The sequence below is a fragment of the Acidovorax sp. A1169 genome (assembly GCF_030704685.1).
Lineage (GTDB): Bacteria > Pseudomonadota > Gammaproteobacteria > Burkholderiales > Burkholderiaceae_C > Acidovorax.
In genome coordinates, this window is sequence record NZ_JAUZDX010000001.1 from 653,287 (window position 1) to 671,345 (window position 18,059).

The window sequence follows — 18,059 nt, forward strand, 5'->3', positions numbered from 1 at the left end:
TTGCATATTTGCCTGTGGCGGCCTGCCCGCCAAGGGCCGCATGGTGTCTCAAAAGGCCTGAAATGACCGATCCCCAACAGCCTGGAATCCCGGGTTCCGACAAGAATTTCCCCCCGTCGCAGGACCTGTGGTCGCAATCGGCCGCCCCGTCCGGCGCCCGCGCGGCTGTGCAGGAGCCTGGGTGGGAGCGCGCCACGCTGGAGAAGCTGGCCTTTGCGGCCCTCAGCGAGCAGCGCTCGGCCCGCCGCTGGAAGATCTTTTTCCGCTTTGCCTGGTTGTTCCTGATCCTCGCGCTGGCCTGGGGCGCCATGCGCCAGGCATCGACCGGCGCAAGCAAGAGCACGCCGCACACGGCGGTGGTGGACATCAAGGGTGAAATCGCTTCGGGTGCCGAGGCCAGTGCCGAGTTTGTGGTGGCCGCCATGCGCAGCGCCTTCGAGGACGAGGGCTCTCAGGCCGTGGTGCTGCTGATCAACTCGCCGGGCGGCAGCCCGGTGCAGGCCGGCATCATCAACGACGAGATCGTGCGCCTGAAGGCCAAGTACAACAAGCCGGTGTATGCCGTGGTCGAGGAGACCTGTGCCTCGGCTGCCTATTACATCGCTGCGGCGGCGGATGAAATCTTCGTGGACAAGGCCAGCATCGTGGGCAGCATCGGCGTGCTGATGGATGGCTTTGGCTTCACCGGCATCATGGAAAAGCTCGGTGTCGAGCGCCGCCTGCTCACGGCGGGCGAGAACAAGGGTTTCCTCGATCCTTTCAGTCCCCAGACCGAAAAGCAGCGCGAATACGCGCAGGCCATGCTCAACCAGATCCACCAGCAGTTCATCGGCGTGGTGAAGGCGGGTCGGGGCGACCGGCTCAAGGTCACGCCCGAAACTTTCAGCGGCCTGTTCTGGACCGGCCAGCAGGCTGTGGAGATGGGCCTGGCCGACAAGCTCGGCAACCTCGACTACGTTGCGCGCGAGGTGGTCAAGGCCGAGGAGATCATCGACTACACGCGCCGTGACAACGTGGCCGAGCGCCTGGCCAAGCGCTTTGGCGCGGCCATGGGCATCGGCGCCGCCAAGGCGATGATGTCTGCCGGGCCGCAGCTGCGCTGATCAGGAATCCAGTCCGCCAGCCTTGCGCTGGCGCGATCCGTCTTCGAGGATGGTGTCGTCGGCCATCAGCTTGCCTGACTCGTCCCACTGCCTGCGCGCCTCCAGCCGGGTGCGGCCCCGGGCATAGGGCGCTGTGTAGCGGTCTTCCTGGGCCATGCGACCATTGGCATGGAACTGCTGCTGCGCACCGGTGGGAAACTGCTCGGCGGTTAGCAGCTCCCGGCGCCTGAGCCGACCTTCGTCGTCGCGCAGTTCGCGCTGGATGCGCGTGGCTTCTCCGTTGCCCGTCATCGTTGAGCGTTCACGTGCCGCCCCGTTGAGGTACCAGCGCTCGAGCAACACTTCGCGGCCGTTGGCATAGCCATGCTGTTCGATCAATTGGCCCGTGCTGCCAAATCGGCGCAGGCTGTGCAGTGGCCCACGGGTGTCGCGCAGGAAGCGCTGGGGCTCATCGGGGGCAAAGATACGTTCCTCGCGCAGCACGCTCTTGCCGCCCTCGGTGAAAAAGCTGCGGTGCACGCGCCGGCCTTCCTCGTAAAGCATCTGCTGCGCCACCACGCCGTCGCTCGTCCACTCGGTGGACAGCAGCAGTCGACCCTGGTCGTAGCGCACCTGGCCGGCCCTGGTGCCAGCACCCGTATACAGCAGGGTGTCCGCAGCGCCTTCCAAACCGCAGGGCTTGCGGTCTTCGGGCAGGACGCTGGCGCGCGGGCATTGCAGCCGCGTGGGCTGGCCAGCGGCGTTGTATTCGATGGCGAATTGCTCCTGCCCTGCGGCATGGAAGGAAAGGCGCTCGGGTCGGCCATTGGCATCGAAGCGGCGCACGGCCCCGACCGTGCCGCCGTTTTCGGCGAATTCCTCGCGCTTAAGTTGACCATTGGGCCAGAACTCGGCCACGCGGCCCTGGCTGTTGCCGCGCTCGTTCACGCTGCGCTCGCGCGTGAGCTTGCCCTCGCGGTCGAAAAAGCGCTCCCGGCCCAGGTACTTGCCGTCCTTGAGCTCCTGCTCGCGCTGCAACTGGCCGGTGTTTTCGTCGCGGCAGCGCAGCAAGCCGGTCAGCCCCGCGGTTTCGGCGCCGTTGGACGGGTTGACGCTCTTGCCGTTGAATTCGCAGCGGATGTTGGCGTGTGCGCCCGTGGCACAGGTGCCCAGGGCAAGGAGCAGAAGGGCGGAGAGGCGTTGCATGGCATGGAGCGGGCTCAGCGGCCCAGGGCAAACACGATGGGGGTGCGGTTGCTGGGTACCAGGGGCTGGGCACGCCACTGGCGCACGAGCTGGCTGCGGATCTGGGCGCTGGGCAGCGTCAGGCCGCTGGCCAGTGCCAGGCGGGTGTGGGGCTGAAGGGTCTGCACCAGGGCCTGCCAGAGCGCGGGGTTGCGGTAGGGCGTCTCAATGAACAGCTGGGTCTGGCCGGTCTTGAGGGCCAGGGATTCGAGCTCGCGGATGCGCTGCGTGCGTTCCTGTCCATCCTGTGGCAGGTAGCCGGCAAAGGCAAAGCTCTGGCCATTCAGGCCGCTGGCGGCCAGGGCCAATAGCAGCGAGACAGGGCCGACCAGTGGCACCACGGGAATGCCCAGGTCATGCGCGGCGCGCACCACGGACGAGCCTGGGTCGGCGACGGCAGGCATGCCGGCCTCGCTGACCAGGCCCATGGCGTGCCCGGCAAGTGCCGGGGCCAGCAAGGGCTTGGCGTCGAACGTGGCGGAGCCCTTGTCTCCGTGGTCGCCCTTCTTGTGCACCTCGCGCGGCAGCTCGGTGATCTGTTGCTGCTGCACAGGCGTTGCCAGTGGGTGCAGGGCATCGATGCGCTTCAGGTAGGCACGGGTGCTCTTGGCGTTCTCGCAGATCCAATGGGTGAGTTGCGCGGCCTGCTGCAGGGTGCCTGCGGGCAGGGCGTCCTGCAGCGGCGCCTCCACGTCGCAGCCGAAGTCGAGGGGGGCGGGCACCAGGTACAGCGTGCCGCTGGCGGCGGCGCCGGATGGTGCATCCGTGGGGGTGGCGGGGCGGGTGCTCATGGCAGAACCACCCCGGCAGCGCGCAGCATGCGGCAGGTGCGGATCAGCGGCAGGCCGATGAGGGCCGTGGGGTCGTCGCTGTGGATGGCCTCCAGCAGGGCGATGCCCAGGCCTTCGCTTTTGGCGCTGCCGGCGCAGTCGTAGGGCTGCTCGGCGCGCAGGTAGCGCTCGATTTCATCGTCCGACAGGTCGCGAAAGCGCACTTCCACGGGGGCGATGTCCACCTGCTCGAAGCCGCTGGCCTGGCACACGGTGGCCACGGCGGTCTGGAAGATGACGGTCTGCCCGCGCATCTGGCGCAGCTGCTGCACGGCGCGCTCGTGGGTGCCTGGCTTGCCCAGCGGCTGGCCGGCCAGGTCGGCGACCTGGTCGGAGCCGATGACCACGGCCTCGGGATAAAGGCGTGCCACGGCCCGGGCCTTGGCCAAAGCCAGGCGCAAAGCCAGATCGCGCGGTGCCTCGCCCGGGCCGGGGGTTTCGTCCACCTCCGGCGAGGCGACCTCGAAAGGCAGGTTCAGGCGCGAGAGCAGTTCGCGGCGGTAGCGGGAGGTGGAGCCCAATACCACAGGGCGTTGCAGGGCAGGGGATTGATGCATTCGCTGATTCTCTTACACTGCCGCCATGACCAAGGAATTCTCAGTGGACCGGCTCGACGTCAAAGCGTTTGCTTTGGCCGGCGCGCGCCTGGCCGGCCATGATTCCCTTTTGAAGTATGAGCGCCTGGCCCAGGAGGCCCGGGGGCTGCACCCCGACCTGCTGGTGGACTGGCAGGCGCAGGGAGAAGTGCGCACGGCGCTCGGTGGCGCGGGCCAGGTGTGGCTGGTGCTCAAGGTGCGTGCGTCCTTTCCCATGGAATGCCAGCGCTGCCTCACGCCGGTGGATGTGCCGCTGGAGGTGGACCGCGCGTTTCGCTTCGTGGCCGACGAGGCTACCGCCGAAGCCCTGGACGACGAGAGCGAAGAGGACTTGCTGGCAATGACCCGTGAGTTCGACCTGCACGAGTTGATCGAGGACGAGTTGCTCATGGCGCTGCCAGTGGTGCCCAAGCATGACGAGTGCCCGACGGCTGTGCCGTTGGCATCGACGGACGATGATTTCGAGGCGGCAAGCGCCGACAAGCCCAATCCTTTTGCAGCGTTGGCAGGCCTCAAAAAAGACCGCAAGGGACACTGAATCCATTTGGGATATAATCGAGGGCTTCGCGCGAATCCCCTCGTGTCTTCTATGGGCTCATCGCGTATTTACCAACCTATTTAAGACCAGGAGCCATCATGGCCGTTCAGCAAAACAAAAAGTCCCCTTCCAAGCGCGGTATGCACCGCTCGCACAATGCCCTGAATGTGCCAGGCATTGCGGTGGAACCCACCACCGGCGAAACCCATCTGCGCCACCACATCAGCCCCAACGGTTTCTACCGCGGCCGCCAGGTGCTCAAAAACAAGTCTGAAGCCTGACCTTCAGTACCCTTCAAAGGCCCGTAGCTACGGATTCTGTAGCGCGGGCCTTTGTTTTGACCGTTGTATCCATCTTCCGGCCAGCGCAGTTGGCCGGACAAGTCGCCCATGATCACACTGGCTGTTGACTGCATGGGGGGCGATCACGGCCCCCGCGTCACGCTCGCGGCGTGCCGTCAGTTCCTTGGCAATCACCCGGATGCCCGCTTGCTGCTGGTCGGCCTGGCGGACAGCCTGAAGGATTTCTCCCACGACCGCGCCACCATCGTCCCTGCCACCGAGGTGGTGGCCATGGACGATCCGGTCGAGGTGGCCCTGCGCCGCAAAAAAGACTCTTCCATGCGCGTGGCCATTCAGCAGGTCAAGGATGGCACTGCGGGGGCGGCGGTTTCTGCCGGCAATACCGGCGCCCTGATGGCCATTGCGCGCTACCTGCTCAAGACCCTGGACGGCATCGACCGGCCTGCCATCGCCACCCAATTGCCCAACAACCAGGGGCGCGCCACCACGGTGCTCGATCTGGGTGCCAATGTGGACTGCTCGGCAGAGCATCTGCTGCAGTTTGCGGTGATGGGTTCGGCCCTGGTGTCGGCCCTGCGCGATGATGGCGGCGAGCCCACCGTCGGGCTGCTCAATATTGGTGAAGAGATCATCAAAGGCAGCGAAGTCATCAAAAAAGCGGGTGAACTGCTGCGATCTGCTGCCGAAGCGGGTGATCTCAACTTCTACGGCAATGTTGAAGGCAATGACATTTTCAAGGGCACGGTGGACATCGTGGTCTGTGACGGCTTTGTCGGCAACGTGGCGCTCAAGGCCAGCGAAGGGGTGGCTGCAATGGTGATAGGGGGGCTCAAAAATGAGTTCTCCCGCAATATCTTCACAAAAGCTGCTGCCATCGTCGCTTATCCGGTGCTAAAGGCGCTCATGATTCGCATGGATTACCGACGCTACAACGGCGCGGCGCTTTTGGGGCTGCGTGGACTGGTGTTCAAGAGCCATGGCTCGGCCGATGCCATGGCCTTCGAGCAGGCCTTGAACCGGGCGTATGATGCAGCCCGCAACAACCTGCTCGACCGTGTCCGGACCCGGATTGCGCACGCGGCGCCGCTCCTGGCCCCTGCCGATGCCCAGCCCAGGCCTGCTGCGGCGACGACGACACATTAATGAGACGCTATTCCCGCATCACCGGCACTGGCAGCTATCTGCCACCGCGCCGGCTCACGAATGCCGACCTCGTGGCCGAGCTGGCCCGCGATGGCATCGAAACCTCGGACGAGTGGATCGTTGAGCGCACGGGGATCCGGGCGCGGCATTTCGCCGCCCCTGATGTGACGGCCAGCGACCTGGGTCTCGAAGCTGCTCGCAACGCCTTGCAGGCTGCGGGCCTGCAAGCGCAGGACATCGACCTGATCATCGTCGCCACGTCCACGCCGGACATGGTGTTTCCCTCGGTCGCTTGCATCCTGCAGCACAAGCTGGGTGCCAATGGTTGCCCGGCGTTCGATGTGCAGGCCGTGTGCAGCGGTTTTGTCTATGCATTGGCCGTGGCCGATTCGATGATCCAGACCGGCGCGGCGAACCGTGCCCTGGTGATTGGCGCCGAAGTCTTCAGCCGCATCCTGGATTTCAAGGACCGGACCACCTGCGTGCTGTTCGGTGATGGTGCCGGTGCCGTGGTGCTGGAGGCGTCCGAGACGCCCGGCATCCTGTCGAGTGACCTGCATGCCGATGGCAAGCATGTGGGCATCCTGTGCGTGCCGGGCAATGTCTCGGGTGGCCAGGTGCTGGGCGACCCGGTGCTCAAGATGGACGGCCAGGCCGTGTTCAAGCTGGCCGTGGGCGTGCTGGAAAAGGCCGCCCATGCCGCGCTGGCCAAGGCTGGCATGACCGAAGCCGATGTGGACTGGCTGATCCCCCATCAGGCCAACATCCGCATCATGCAGGGCACGGCCCGCAAGCTCAAGCTGTCGATGGACAAGGTGGTGGTCACGGTGGACCAGCATGGCAACACCTCGGCTGCATCGATTCCCCTGGCGCTCGACCATGCGGTGCGCAGCGGGCAGGTCAAGAAGGGTGAAACGCTGCTGCTCGAAGGCGTGGGCGGTGGGTTCACCTGGGGTGCCGTGCTCCTGAAGCTGTAGCCTGCCGCCCTTGGGCGGTCTGCAGAACCCGATTCCTTTTATCTACCTGTGCTGGCATGAAGTCATTTGCATTTGTTTTTCCCGGGCAGGGCTCGCAGTCGGTCGGCATGCTCGACGGTTGGGGTGACCACCCTGCGGTTGCCGAGACCCTGCGCGAAGCCTCGGATGCGCTGGGCGAGGACATTGCCCTCCTGATCAAGGAAGGCCCCAAAGAGGCGCTGGCCCTGACCACCAACACCCAGCCCGTGATGCTGGCCGCCGGTGTGGCGGCATGGCGCGTGTGGCGTGCCGAAGGTGGCGCTCTGCCAGTGGCCCTTGCCGGGCACTCGCTGGGCGAGTATTCGGCGCTGGTTGCTGCAGGCGTGCTGACGCTGTCGCAGGCTGCGCCCCTGGTGCGCCTGCGTGCTGCCGCCATGCAGGAGGCGGTGCCTGTGGGGACCGGTGCCATGGCGGCCATCCTGGGCATGGAGGCTTCCAGGGTCATCGCCGGGTGCGCCGAGGCTGCGGCCACGTTCGGTGCGGGCAGCGCCGAGGTGGTGGAGGCTGTGAACTTCAATGACCCGATCCAGACTGTGATTGCGGGCACCAAGGCGGCGGTGGACAAGGCCTGCGAGGTGCTCAAGGCCGGCGGCGCCAAGCGTGCGCTCCTGCTGCCGGTGTCGGCGCCTTTCCATTCGAGCCTGATGAAGCCCGCAGCCGACAAGCTGCGAGAGGCTCTGGCTGCGGTGGTGCTGGCGGCGCCCGCCATTCCCGTGGTCAACAACGTGGATGTGGCGGTGCATAGCGATGCCGACGCGATCCGTGATGCCCTGGTGCGCCAGGCCTTTGGTGCCGTGCGCTGGGTGGAGTGCGTGCAGGCGCTCAAGGCGCGCGGCGTGACGCACATTGTGGAGTGTGGCCCCGGCAAGGTGTTGGCGGGCCTGACCAAGCGCATCGACCCCGAACTGGTCGGTGCCGCAGTATTTGACACGGCCTCGCTGGCCGAAGCACGGGAGTTGCTGGCATGACGGAAACTGTTCAAATCGCCCAGGTGGCCCTGGTCACTGGCGCATCGCGCGGCATCGGTGCGGCGATCGCACTGGAACTGGCCGTGCGCGGCTACCAGGTGGTCGGCACGGCCACTACCGATGACGGCGCTGCCCGCATCTCGGCGGCCCTGGCGGCCTACCCGGGCTCCAAGGGGGTCAATCTCAACGTGAACGACGGTGCGGCCATCGAGGCCACCATCGACGCCATCGTGAAACAGCAGGGCGGCCTGCATGTGCTGGTGAACAACGCCGGCATCACGCGCGACACCCTGGCCATGCGCATGAAGGATGACGACTGGGATGCGGTGCTGGACACCAACCTCAAGGCGGTCTTTCGCGTGAGCCGCGCCGCCATCCGTCCCATGATGAAGCAGCGCTTCGGGCGCATCATCAGCATCACCAGCGTGGTCGGTGCATCGGGCAATCCAGGCCAGGCCAACTACGCTGCTGCCAAGGCCGGTGTGGCCGGCATGGCGCGCGCACTGGCGCGTGAGTTGGGCAGCCGCAGCATCACCGTGAACTGCGTGGCCCCTGGATTCATCGAGACCGACATGACCGCAGGCCTGCCCGAAGAGCAGCAAAAAGCGCTGCGTACGCAGATCGCTTTGGGCCATCTGGGCAAGCCCGAGGACATCGCACATGCGGTCGCCTACCTTGCATCTCGCGAAGCGGGCTATGTGACCGGGCAGGAGTTGCATGTCAATGGCGGCATGTACATGTAATTGTTGAAAGATAACGCCGGTTCATCCGGACGGCGGGCTGCTGAGGGGCTTCTCCTTAAGCGGCTAGAATCGCGGATTCATTCACAACCCCCAGAGGGAAACCATGAGCGATATCGAAGCACGCGTCAAAAAAATCATTGCCGAACAACTCGGTGTGGAAGAGTCCCAAGTCACCAATGAAAAGGCCTTCGTGGCAGACCTCGGTGCCGACTCGCTCGACACGGTGGAGTTGGTGATGGCCTTGGAAGACGAGTTCGGCATCGAGATCCCTGACGAAGACGCCGAGAAGATCACGACGGTGCAAAACGCCATCGATTACGCCAACACCCATCAGAAGGCCTGAGCCGGCGCACTGCGCCTGACTTGAGCGATCAGCAGAAGGTTTTTACGCATGAGCCGTCGTCGCGTTGTCGTGACCGGCCTGGGTTGCGTCAGCCCCGTGGGAAACACGGTGGCCGATGCCTGGGCCAATGTCCTCGCTGGAAATTCCGGCATTGACCTCATCACCAAGTTCGATGCGTCGAACTTTTCCTGCAAGATCGCAGGGGAGGTCAAGGGGCTTGACCTGGAGTCGTACATCAGCGCCAAGGATGCGCGCGCGATGGACGCCTTCATCCATTTCGGCATTGTCGCGGCAGCGCAGGCCATACAGGATGCGGGGCTGCCCACCGGAGAGGCGCTGGACGACGAGTTCGCCACGCGCATCGCCTGCGTGATCGGATCCGGAATCGGCGGCCTGCCGCTGATCGAGGACACCCATGCCGAGCTGACCAACCGCGGACCACGGCGCATCACGCCGTTCTTCGTGCCGGCATCCATCATCAACATGGTGGCGGGCCATGTGTCCATGCGTTTTGGCTTCAAGGGCCCGAACCTGGCGGTGGTGACGGCCTGCACGACTGGCCTGCACTGCATTGGCGAAGGCGGCCGCATGATCGAGTACGGCGATGCCGATGTCGTGATTGCCGGCGGTACGGAATCCACGGTGTCGCCGTTGGGCATTGGTGGCTTTGCCGCGATGCGTGCGTTGTCCACCCGCAACGATGACCCCAAGACGGCGTCGCGTCCCTGGGACAAGGACCGTGATGGCTTCGTGCTGGGTGAGGGTGCTGGCGTGCTGGTGCTCGAAGAGTACGAACACGCCAAGGCCCGTGGCGCCAAGATCTATGCCGAGCTCAGCGGCTTTGGCATGAGTGCCGATGCCGGGCACATGACCGCGCCGAACATGGACGGCCCGCGCCGTGCCATGATCAGCGCCATGCGCAATGCCGGCATCAATCCCGGCGATGTGGGTTACCTGAACGCGCACGGAACCTCCACGCCCCTGGGCGACCTCAACGAGACCAATGCCATCAAGGCGGCCCTCGGCGAAGCCGCCTACAAGACGGTGATCAGTTCCACCAAGTCGATGACGGGCCACCTGCTCGGCGGGGCGGGCGGGATCGAAAGCGTGTTCACCGTACTGGCGTTGCACCACCAGAAGGTGCCGCCGACCATCAACCTGTTCAACCAGGACCCTGAGTGCGATCTCGATTACTGCGCCAACACGGCCCGTGATGTGAAGATGGACTATGCGCTCAAGAACAACTTCGGCTTCGGTGGGACCAACGGTTCCCTGGTGTTCAAGCGGGTCTGACGGCTTGATGCCAGTGCCCTTGCGGGCGCTGGCATGCTGTTTGCGGCAAACTGCAGGACGATGATGCACCTGCATTCCCCCTCCTTTCCATGAATTCCATGGCGCGCCAGGCCCCTGCCGTGCACTTGCCCGTGCGGCGCAGCCGCGCCGTGGGCGCTGTGCTGGCCGCCGTGGCGCTGGCGGGTGCTGCGGTGCTGTATGCCTGGTGGCTGCTGGGGGCTGGGCAGGGGGTGATCCCTGCACTGGCCGGCTCGAGCGCCTGGCTGGCCGCAGTGGCAGGTGCCTGGCACTGGTGGCTGGGCCAGTTTTGCGGAGAGTTGCACTGGGACGGCCAGCAGTGGTGGCTGGATGCGCTGCTTCCAGGCCGCTCGCCGGTGATGCTGCAAGGCGCTCCGGAGGTGCAGTGGGACCTGCAAGGCCACTTGTGGGTATGCGTCCAGGAGGCGCAAGGCCGCCAGCGCTTCTGGCTATGGCTGGAGAGCCGCCAGCAGCCCGAGCGGTGGGCCGATCTGCGGCGTGCGGTATATTCGCGCGCCGGAACGGGCACTGTGAGTGCCGGAGAGTTCGCGCCGATCCACAGCCGACAGGCGTGAACCCAGAGATTCGATGACAGTCCAAACGCCGCCTCCCACACCCGACAACAGCGATCTTCTCCTGGTGGAGCGCGCGGTGGCGGGCGATCAGCGGGCGTTCGAGCTGCTGGTCATCAAGTACCAGCGCCGCATTGAGCGCCTGATCGGCCGCATGGTGCGCGACACCGACATCATCCCGGACATCGCGCAGGAAACCTTCATCCGCGCCTACCGGGCCCTGCACCAGTTCCGGGGCGACGCCCAGTTCTATACCTGGCTGTACCGGATTGCCGTCAATACCGCCAAGAAGGCGCTGATGGACATGAAGCGCAACCCGGTGATTTCAGAAAACGCCTTGAGGGGTGTCGACGATGAAGATGAAACTTCTCGTGTCGGGCATGAACTAACCAGCGACGAAACACCTGAAACGGTGCTGGCTGCCCAGGAAATCGCCCAGGCGGTGAATGCTGCCATGGAGGCGCTGCCCGAGGATTTGCGCCAGGCGGTGACGCTGCGCGAGATCGAGGGGCTCAGTTACGAAGAGATCGCTGCTGCCATGGGCTGCCCAATCGGCACGGTGCGGTCGCGTATTTTCCGCGCGCGGGAGGCGATTTCGGCCCGCGTGCGCCCGATGCTGGAAAACCAGACGGGCAAACGGTGGTGATGGTGCGGTGTACGGCAAGGGTAAAGCAGTGTCTGGTGACGGATATGCAGGTGAGACCATGAACAATGATGTGATGACGACGAAGCGCGAACAGATTTCGGCGTTGGCCGACGGCCAGTTGCATGGCGATGCGTTTGCGGATGCCATCGCCTGTACAGGCGATGACGAAGGGCTGGCCACATGGCAGATCTACCACCTGGTGGGTGATGTGCTGCGCTCGAACGAGCTGGCACGTGCCGACAGTGGCAACGTGCTGCTCTCGCGCCTGCGCGAACAGATGGCCCAGGAGGCGCCGGTGCGGAGCCCGGCCGCGTTGGCACCCGAACCGGCCCTGGGCGTGGTGGCGCAGGCCCGGTTGCCTGCTGCCAATGCCTCGGTGTTCCGCTGGAAGATGGTGGCGGGGGTGGCCTCGCTGGCGGCCGTGGCGGCCATCGGGTGGTCTTCCGTCGGCATGCTGCAGGGTGGCCGCGGGGTTTCGGGGGCGCAGATGGCTTCTGTGGGAGCGCCTGTGATCCAGGCTGCCCCGGCACCGCAGGGTGTCATGCAGCCGGGCTCCATGATCGCCGTGGCCGAGAACGAGGGCCAGCAGGTGATGATCCGGGATCCGCGCCTGGACGAGCTCCTGGCGGCCCACAAGCAGTTTGGCAGCACCTCTGCGCTGCAGATGCCGGCCGGCTTCCTGCGCAACGCCACCTTTGCCACGCCCAGCCGCTGAATTTGCCTGACCTGACGCGCCACAATGGGATGGATCTCTGACTTTGCCATGGCGCATGCCGCCGCACGGGTGTGGCGGCGCGCTGTGACCGCTGGCGTGGCCTTGTGGCTGTGCGCTGGTTTGTGGCCTGCAGCATTGCATGCGCAGGCGGTGCCGGGGCCTGCGGTGTCCGCTTTGCCGCCCCTGTCTCCGGTGATCCCGGTGCGCGACATTGGCCAGTGGATAGAGCGCATGCACCAGGCGCCCCGCAATCGCCCCTACGTCGGTACCTTCGTGGTGCTGTCCTCCTCGGGCGCGATGTTCAGCTCGCGCATCTGGAATGCCTGCGACGGCAAGCAGCAACTGGAGCGGGTGGATGGCCTGAGCGGCACGCCGCGCAAGGTGTTCCGGCGTGACGGCGAAGTGCGCACCTTCTTGCCAGAGGAGCGCACGGTGCGCACCGAGCGTGGGGACGCGCGCGGGCTGTTCCCGCAGTTGCCGTCGGTGCAGGGCACGTCCCTGGCCAGGCACTACGAGGCGCAGGTGCTGGGCCAGGAGCGCGTGGCCGGCCTGGATGCGGACGTGGTCTGGTTCAAGCCGCTGGATCCCCTGCGTTTCGGCTACCGCATCTGGAGCGAAAAGGAGTCGGGCCTGGTGGTCAAGTTGCAGACCCTGGCGACCGACGGCCGCGTGCTGGAGCAGGCGGCCTTCTCTGAGCTCGACCTCAACGCCACCGTGCCCTTGGACAAGCTTTCGCGCATGATGGATGACGTCTCGGGCTACAAGGTGATCGCCCCTGCGGCGGTGAAGACCACGGCACTGGAGGAGGGCTGGCGCATGCGCCAGCCGGTGGCCGGCTTTGTGCCGCAAAGCTGCCACAAGAGGGCGGCGGCTGCGGGGTCTGCAGAAGCTCCGCCACCGGTGCTGCAGTGCCTGTACTCCGATGGCCTGGCGACCGTGTCGCTGTTCATTGAGCCTTTCGATGCCAGGCGCCATGGCGCGCAAGGCCAGTTGGGCAGTGTGGGCGCCACGCAGATGCTGGGCCAGCGCATGGCCTCCGATGCCTGGGTGACGGCCGTCGGTGAGGTGCCGATGCAGACGCTGCGCCTTTTCGTCGGTGCACTGGAGCGCGCGCGCTGACCTGGCGCGGCGAACAGCCCTGGTACTGCGTGGTTTTCGGGAACCAAATGCCGGCCCGCCTCTTCACAGGCTGTGACACTCTTTTTCGCGTTCCCCACAATTTGAAAGGTCGATGATGCCCAAGTTTGATTGGAGTATGCTGCGCGCCCTCGCCGTTTCGGGCGTGGTGGCGACGGTGGCCAGCGTGGCGGTGCTGCCCCAGGGCGTGGCCATGGCGCAGTCCGCCGTGGTCCGGGGCTTGCCGGACTTCACTGACCTGGTGGACCAGGTTGGTCCGTCAGTGGTGAACATCCGAACGCGCGAGAAGGCGTCCGAGCGTTCGGGCGCCAACGGCATGGACGAGGAGATGGCAGAGTTCTTCCGCCGCTTCGGCGTGCCGATTCCCAACGTGCCGCGCCAGCAGCGCCCCCAGCGTCCCCAGCAGGATGAGGAGGCGCAGCCGCGCGGCGTGGGCTCGGGCTTCATCCTCACGGCCGACGGCTTCGTGATGACGAATGCGCATGTGGTCGAGGGGGCCGAGGAAGTCATCGTCACGCTCACCGACAAGCGCGAATACAAGGCGCGCATCGTGGGTGCCGACAAGCGCACCGACGTGGCCGTGGTCAAGATCGAGGCCACCGGGCTGCCAGCGGTGAAGGTGGGCGATGTGAGCCGCCTCAAGGTGGGTGAGTGGGTTATGGCCATCGGCTCGCCTTTCGGCCTGGAGAACAGCGTGACTGCCGGCATCGTGAGCGCCAAGCAGCGCGACACGGGCGACTACCTGCCTTTCATCCAGACCGACGTGGCCATCAACCCCGGCAATTCCGGTGGCCCGCTGATCAACATGCGCGGCGAGGTGGTGGGGATCAACAGCCAGATCTACTCGCGCTCGGGCGGCTTCATGGGTATCTCGTTCGCGATTCCGATGGACGAAGCGATCCGCGTCAGCGAGCAGTTGCGCTCGTCGGGCCGCGTGACGCGTGGCCGCATTGGCGTGCAGATTGGCGCGGTGAGCAAGGACGTGGCCGAATCGATCGGCCTGGGCAAGTCGCAGGGCGCGATGGTGACAGGGGTGGAGTCGGGCTCGCCGGCCGACAAGGCGGGGGTCGAGGCAGGGGACATCATCACCCGCTTCGACGGCAAGCCCATCGAGAAGGTGGCCGACCTGCCGCGCCTGGTGGGCAACACCAAGCCCGGCACCAAGAGTGCCATCACGGTGTTCCGCCGCGGCAGCGCGCGCGACCTGTCCATCACCATCGCCGAAATCGAACCCGACAAGCCGGTGGCCAAGGCGGTGGAGCGCGAGGAAAAGCCCAAGGCGTCGGCGGCAGCCCAGCAGCTCGGCCTGTCCGTGCTCGAACTCACCGATGCACAGAAGAAGGAGCTCAAGCTCAAGGGCGGCGTGGCCGTGGCATCGGCCACCGATGCCGCTGCGCGGGCGGGCCTGCGTGAAGGTGATGTGATCCTGTCCGTCGCCAACACGGAGATCGCGGGCCTCAAGGACTTCGAGGCGGTCGTGTCCAAGGCGGACAAGAGCAAGCCCTTGAGCCTGCTCTATCGCCGCGGCGAGTGGGCCCAGTATGCGGTGATCCGCCCTCTGCGCTGAAGGAGGAGGTGCCCGGATTCAGAGGGGCAAAGGGGTGGTTCCCGCGGGCTATTCCCTCTGTATTTGATGGGGTTTTCCCAAAAAACTCCCCGGAAACGGGCGGTCTCTTGGGCCCTGAAAAAAACTTAGAGGTTAGCTTTCGCTAACTTTTGCTGCGGGGCATCAACCAGTTTCGATAGAATGCAGGGGTCTGTTCAACCGTTATGTGCATATTGAACGACTCCTGCCCCACCATGCGGGATGCATCGTGTTCATGCACAGCTGATCCACAGCTCACCCACAAGTTGTTCATCATCGTGCGGGCTGGATCTGTGAATAAACTGTGTATAAAATCCCTGTTGCAGTCAGGCAACGACCCTTTTCGTGCCAGTGCCGGGCTGCTCCCGACCCGCTTTTTGCCTACAATGAAGATCCAACTATCGCAGTTGCCAATGATTGTTGGTTCAGGGCGCGTCGCCACTCGACGCGCCCTTTTTTCTTGTGCGCGCCGTTTTAATTCAATTACTTGACGCTTCCCGTTGATGAACCACATCAGAAATTTTTCCATCATTGCGCACATCGACCATGGCAAGTCGACGTTGGCCGACCGCTTGATCCAGCGATGCGGCGGCCTTGCGGACCGCGATATGGAGGCCCAGGTTCTGGACTCGATGGACATCGAGAAAGAGCGTGGGATAACCATCAAGGCGCAGACCGCTGCGCTGCAGTACAAGGCCCAGGATGGGCAGGTCTACAACCTCAATCTGATCGACACTCCGGGTCACGTTGACTTCTCGTACGAGGTGAGCCGTTCGCTGTCAGCATGCGAAGGCGCGCTGCTCGTCGTCGATGCCTCGCAGGGTGTCGAAGCACAGACCGTGGCCAATTGCTATACCGCGCTGGACCTCGGTGTGGAAGTGGTGCCGGTGCTCAACAAGATGGATCTGCCCAATGCCGATCCGGAGAATGCGAAGGCCGAGATCGAGGACGTGATCGGCATCGATGCTGAGCATGCGATCCCTTGCTCGGCCAAGACCGGCATGGGAATCGACGAGATCCTCGAAGCCATCGTGGCCAAGGTGCCTGCGCCGCGCGGCAATGCAGACGGTCCGCTGCGCGCGATGATCGTCGACAGCTGGTTCGACAGCTATGTAGGCGTGGTGATGCTTGTGCGCGTGGTCGATGGCCGCCTGCTCAAGGGCGAGCGCATCAAGATGATGGCCAGCGAAGCGGTGTACAACGCGGACAATCTGGGTGTGTTCACCCCCGCCAACGAGCCGCGCAACTCGCTCGACGCGGGCCAGGTGGGCTACATCATCGCCGGCATCAAGGAGTTGCAGGCCGCCAAGGTGGGTGACACCATCACCCTCGAAAAGAAGCTGCCCAACAATGCCGGCCCAGCCACTGAAGCGCTGCCGGGTTTCAAGGAAATCCAGCCCCAGGTGTTTGCGGGCCTGTACCCGACGGAAGCCAGCGAGTACGACTCGCTGCGCGATGCGCTGGAAAAGCTCAAGCTCAACGACGCTTCGCTGCACTACGAGCCAGAGGTTAGCCAGGCGCTGGGTTTCGGTTTTCGCTGCGGCTTCCTGGGCCTGTTGCACATGGAGATCGTGCAGGAGCGCCTGGAGCGAGAATTCGACCAGGACCTGATCACCACCGCGCCCAGCGTGGTCTACCAGGTGGTCCGCGCCGATGGCGAGACCGTCATGGTCGAGAACCCCTCCAAGATGCCCGACCAAGGCCGTATGGAAGAGGTGCGCGAGCCCATCGTCACCGTGCACCTGTACATGCCCCAGGACTACGTGGGCCCGGTGATGACGCTGGCCAACCAGAAGCGCGGTGTGCAGATCAACATGGCCTACCATGGCCGCCAGGTCATGCTGACCTATGAGATGCCACTGGGCGAGATCGTCCTGGACTTCTTCGACAAGCTCAAGTCCGTTTCGCGCGGCTATGCGTCGATGGACTACGAGTTCAAGGAGTACCGCGCATCCGATGTGGTCAAGGTGGACATCCTGCTCAACGGCGAGAAGGTCGATGCGCTGTCCATCATCGTGCACCGTTCGCAGTCGCAGTACCGCGGCCGGGCCGTGGTGGGCAAGATGCGCGAGATCATCAGCCGCCAGATGTATGACGTGGCCATCCAGGCCGCCATCGGCGCCAACATCATCGCGCGCGAGACCATCAAGGCCCTGCGCAAGAACGTGCTGGCCAAGTGCTATGGCGGGGATATTTCCCGCAAGCGCAAGCTTCTGGAAAAGCAGAAGGCGGGCAAGAAGCGGATGAAGCAGATCGGTTCGGTCGAGGTGCCCCAGGAGGCCTTCCTCGCCATTTTGCAGGTGGAAGATTGATGCAGTTCATGCAAATTCTGACGGCCGCCATCCTGGCCGCCTTTCTTGGCTACGTGGGTTCCTGGTACTTTGGCCTCATCGAGGGCAATTTTGCGCTGCTGCTGTTCCTGGCCACGGTGGTCACGGGCGCTTTCTGGCTGGCCGAGCGGCTGTACTTCCTGCCCCAGCGCCGCCGTGCAGCCCAGGCGATTGAAGACGCTGCCGTGCAGCGCCGGGCCGAACTGGACCGCATGGGCATCCAGAAGGTGGATCTGGATGTGCAGGAAGCCCAGGGGCGCCTGCTCATGCAGCCCTGGTGGCTGGACTGGACGGCCGGGCTGTTCCCGGTGATCGCAGCGGTGTTCGTGCTGCGCTCCTTTCTGTTCGAGCCGTTCAAGATTCCCTCCGGCTCGATGATCCCGACCTTGTTGGTAGGCGACCTGATCCTGGTGAACAAATTCACCTATGGCGTGCGCCTGCCGGTGATCAACACCAAGATCATCGAGGGCAACAAGCCCGCGCGCGGCGATGTCATGGTGTTCCGCTACCCGCCGCAGCCCAGTCTGGACTACATCAAGCGCGTGATCGGCGTGCCGGGCGACGAAGTGGCGTACCTGAACAAGCGCCTCACCATCAACGGGCAGGTGGTACCCACCACGGCCGTCCCGGATTTTCTGGACGAAGTGAAGTACTACCCGCAACTCGAAGAGCAATTCGATGGCAAGGCACATCGGTTGCTGAACTATCCGGATGCTCCGGCCTTCATCCAGGGCGCGACCAGTTTTGCGTATCGTGACAACTGCCGCTACAGTGTTGAAGGCGTGGTGTGCAAAGTGCCGGAAGGCCACTATTTCATGATGGGAGACAACCGCGACAATTCGCTGGATTCTCGCTATTGGGGCTTTGTGCCCGACGCCAACATCGTGGGCAAGGCCTTTTTCGTCTGGATGAACTTCAGCAATCCCAGGCGCATTGGGTCTTTTCAATGATCCATGG

General features: G+C 64.5%; 19 protein-coding genes. 16 read left to right on the plus strand and 3 right to left on the minus strand.

Translation table 11 applies throughout. The annotated features are described in order from the left end of the window. Positions 1 to 62 precede the first annotated feature (62 nt). A complete protein-coding gene (locus QYL93_RS02920; RefSeq protein WP_057268435.1) occupies positions 63 to 1,103 on the plus strand; it encodes a S49 family peptidase in 1,041 nt (346 codons plus the stop codon). Here QYL93_RS02920 and QYL93_RS02925 read toward each other — a convergent pair whose 3' ends face one another. From QYL93_RS02925 to QYL93_RS02935, 3 genes are read right to left on the minus strand one after another with little or no spacing between them, the layout of a single operon-like run. Then, positions 1,104 to 2,288, minus strand: coding sequence for a toxin-antitoxin system YwqK family antitoxin (locus tag QYL93_RS02925; RefSeq protein ID WP_305742241.1), 1,185 nt, complete (start codon positions 2,286 to 2,288; stop codon positions 1,104 to 1,106). Positions 2,289 to 2,302: 14 nt separating this feature from the next. After that, on the minus strand, positions 2,303 to 3,118 hold the full coding sequence (locus QYL93_RS02930; RefSeq protein WP_305742242.1) for an SAM-dependent methyltransferase: 816 nt from the start codon (positions 3,116 to 3,118) through the stop codon (positions 2,303 to 2,305). Then, positions 3,115 to 3,714, minus strand: a complete 600-nt coding sequence (locus QYL93_RS02935) for a Maf family nucleotide pyrophosphatase (protein WP_305742243.1) — start codon at positions 3,712 to 3,714, stop codon at positions 3,115 to 3,117. The genes QYL93_RS02930 and QYL93_RS02935 overlap by 4 nt, the downstream gene beginning before the upstream one ends. Positions 3,715 to 3,739: 25 nt before the next feature. On the opposite strand from QYL93_RS02935, the gene QYL93_RS02940 reads away from it, so the two are divergent. The 15 genes from QYL93_RS02940 to lepB all read left to right on the plus strand — a co-directional run bounded on the left by QYL93_RS02940 (position 3,740) and on the right by lepB (position 18,052). Continuing rightward, positions 3,740 to 4,291 (plus strand): DUF177 domain-containing protein, encoded by a 552-nt coding sequence (locus QYL93_RS02940; protein ID WP_057268438.1) that lies wholly within the window; start codon positions 3,740 to 3,742, stop codon positions 4,289 to 4,291. Between the two features lie 98 nt (positions 4,292 to 4,389). Continuing rightward, complete coding sequence (gene rpmF, locus QYL93_RS02945; RefSeq protein ID WP_005794249.1) at positions 4,390 to 4,572, plus strand: 50S ribosomal protein L32; 183 nt, start codon at positions 4,390 to 4,392, stop codon at positions 4,570 to 4,572. A gap of 108 nt (positions 4,573 to 4,680) precedes the next feature. Next, positions 4,681 to 5,736, plus strand: a complete 1,056-nt coding sequence (plsX, locus tag QYL93_RS02950; protein WP_057202096.1) for a phosphate acyltransferase PlsX — start codon at positions 4,681 to 4,683, stop codon at positions 5,734 to 5,736. After that, complete coding sequence (locus QYL93_RS02955) at positions 5,736 to 6,713, plus strand: beta-ketoacyl-ACP synthase III (RefSeq protein ID WP_057268439.1); 978 nt, start codon at positions 5,736 to 5,738, stop codon at positions 6,711 to 6,713. The genes plsX and QYL93_RS02955 overlap by 1 nt, the downstream gene beginning before the upstream one ends. Positions 6,714 to 6,769: 56 nt before the next feature. Beyond that, entirely contained in the window at positions 6,770 to 7,720 is a 951-nt protein-coding gene (gene fabD / locus QYL93_RS02960) for an ACP S-malonyltransferase (protein ID WP_305742244.1), read from the plus strand. After that, a complete protein-coding gene (fabG, locus tag QYL93_RS02965) occupies positions 7,717 to 8,463 on the plus strand; it encodes a 3-oxoacyl-ACP reductase FabG (protein ID WP_305742245.1) in 747 nt (248 codons plus the stop codon). The genes fabD and fabG overlap by 4 nt, the downstream gene beginning before the upstream one ends. A gap of 103 nt (positions 8,464 to 8,566) precedes the next feature. Further along, entirely contained in the window at positions 8,567 to 8,806 is a 240-nt protein-coding gene (gene acpP / locus QYL93_RS02970) for an acyl carrier protein (protein WP_003058049.1), read from the plus strand. 48 nt (positions 8,807 to 8,854) lie between these two features. Next, positions 8,855 to 10,099: a beta-ketoacyl-ACP synthase II gene (gene fabF / locus QYL93_RS02975; RefSeq protein WP_179681602.1), complete on the plus strand. Its 1,245-nt coding sequence runs from the start codon at positions 8,855 to 8,857 to the stop codon at positions 10,097 to 10,099. A gap of 89 nt (positions 10,100 to 10,188) precedes the next feature. Continuing rightward, a complete protein-coding gene (locus tag QYL93_RS02980) occupies positions 10,189 to 10,692 on the plus strand; it encodes a hypothetical protein (RefSeq protein WP_305742246.1) in 504 nt (167 codons plus the stop codon). Between the two features lie 13 nt (positions 10,693 to 10,705). Beyond that, complete coding sequence (gene rpoE, locus QYL93_RS02985) at positions 10,706 to 11,335, plus strand: RNA polymerase sigma factor RpoE (protein WP_305742247.1); 630 nt, start codon at positions 10,706 to 10,708, stop codon at positions 11,333 to 11,335. A 58-nt stretch (positions 11,336 to 11,393) separates the two neighbouring features. Beyond that, entirely contained in the window at positions 11,394 to 12,050 is a 657-nt protein-coding gene (locus QYL93_RS02990; protein ID WP_305742248.1) for a sigma-E factor negative regulatory protein, read from the plus strand. A 33-nt stretch (positions 12,051 to 12,083) separates the two neighbouring features. Continuing rightward, positions 12,084 to 13,169 (plus strand): MucB/RseB C-terminal domain-containing protein, encoded by a 1,086-nt coding sequence (locus QYL93_RS02995; RefSeq protein WP_370876932.1) that lies wholly within the window; start codon positions 12,084 to 12,086, stop codon positions 13,167 to 13,169. Positions 13,170 to 13,284: 115 nt separating this feature from the next. Continuing rightward, entirely contained in the window at positions 13,285 to 14,754 is a 1,470-nt protein-coding gene (locus QYL93_RS03000; RefSeq protein ID WP_305742250.1) for a Do family serine endopeptidase, read from the plus strand. Between the two features lie 521 nt (positions 14,755 to 15,275). After that, positions 15,276 to 17,084 (plus strand): translation elongation factor 4, encoded by a 1,809-nt coding sequence (gene lepA / locus QYL93_RS03005; protein ID WP_057268442.1) that lies wholly within the window; start codon positions 15,276 to 15,278, stop codon positions 17,082 to 17,084. Further along, on the plus strand, positions 17,084 to 18,052 hold the full coding sequence (lepB, locus tag QYL93_RS03010; RefSeq protein ID WP_305742251.1) for a signal peptidase I: 969 nt from the start codon (positions 17,084 to 17,086) through the stop codon (positions 18,050 to 18,052). The genes lepA and lepB overlap by 1 nt, the downstream gene beginning before the upstream one ends. The last annotated feature ends 7 nt before the right edge of the window (positions 18,053 to 18,059 follow it).

Bases quoted from the DNA above. Each gene is read 5' to 3' on its own strand.
- QYL93_RS02920 (WP_057268435.1), top strand. From the start codon at position 63: ATGACCGATCCCCAACAGCCTGGAATCCCGGGTTCCGACAAGAATTTC.
- QYL93_RS02925 (WP_305742241.1), bottom strand. From the start codon at position 2,288: ATGCAACGCCTCTCCGCCCTTCTGCTCCTTGCCCTGGGCACCTGTGCC.
- QYL93_RS02930 (WP_305742242.1), bottom strand. From the start codon at position 3,118: ATGAGCACCCGCCCCGCCACCCCCACGGATGCACCATCCGGCGCCGCC.
- QYL93_RS02935 (WP_305742243.1), bottom strand. From the start codon at position 3,714: ATGCATCAATCCCCTGCCCTGCAACGCCCTGTGGTATTGGGCTCCACC.
- QYL93_RS02940 (WP_057268438.1), top strand. From the start codon at position 3,740: ATGACCAAGGAATTCTCAGTGGACCGGCTCGACGTCAAAGCGTTTGCT.
- rpmF (WP_005794249.1), top strand. From the start codon at position 4,390: ATGGCCGTTCAGCAAAACAAAAAGTCCCCTTCCAAGCGCGGTATGCAC.
- plsX (WP_057202096.1), top strand. From the start codon at position 4,681: ATGATCACACTGGCTGTTGACTGCATGGGGGGCGATCACGGCCCCCGC.
- QYL93_RS02955 (WP_057268439.1), top strand. From the start codon at position 5,736: ATGAGACGCTATTCCCGCATCACCGGCACTGGCAGCTATCTGCCACCG.
- fabD (WP_305742244.1), top strand. From the start codon at position 6,770: ATGAAGTCATTTGCATTTGTTTTTCCCGGGCAGGGCTCGCAGTCGGTC.
- fabG (WP_305742245.1), top strand. From the start codon at position 7,717: ATGACGGAAACTGTTCAAATCGCCCAGGTGGCCCTGGTCACTGGCGCA.
- acpP (WP_003058049.1), top strand. From the start codon at position 8,567: ATGAGCGATATCGAAGCACGCGTCAAAAAAATCATTGCCGAACAACTC.
- fabF (WP_179681602.1), top strand. From the start codon at position 8,855: ATGAGCCGTCGTCGCGTTGTCGTGACCGGCCTGGGTTGCGTCAGCCCC.
- QYL93_RS02980 (WP_305742246.1), top strand. From the start codon at position 10,189: ATGAATTCCATGGCGCGCCAGGCCCCTGCCGTGCACTTGCCCGTGCGG.
- rpoE (WP_305742247.1), top strand. From the start codon at position 10,706: ATGACAGTCCAAACGCCGCCTCCCACACCCGACAACAGCGATCTTCTC.
- QYL93_RS02990 (WP_305742248.1), top strand. From the start codon at position 11,394: ATGAACAATGATGTGATGACGACGAAGCGCGAACAGATTTCGGCGTTG.
- QYL93_RS03000 (WP_305742250.1), top strand. From the start codon at position 13,285: ATGCCCAAGTTTGATTGGAGTATGCTGCGCGCCCTCGCCGTTTCGGGC.
- lepA (WP_057268442.1), top strand. From the start codon at position 15,276: ATGAACCACATCAGAAATTTTTCCATCATTGCGCACATCGACCATGGC.
- lepB (WP_305742251.1), top strand. From the start codon at position 17,084: ATGCAGTTCATGCAAATTCTGACGGCCGCCATCCTGGCCGCCTTTCTT.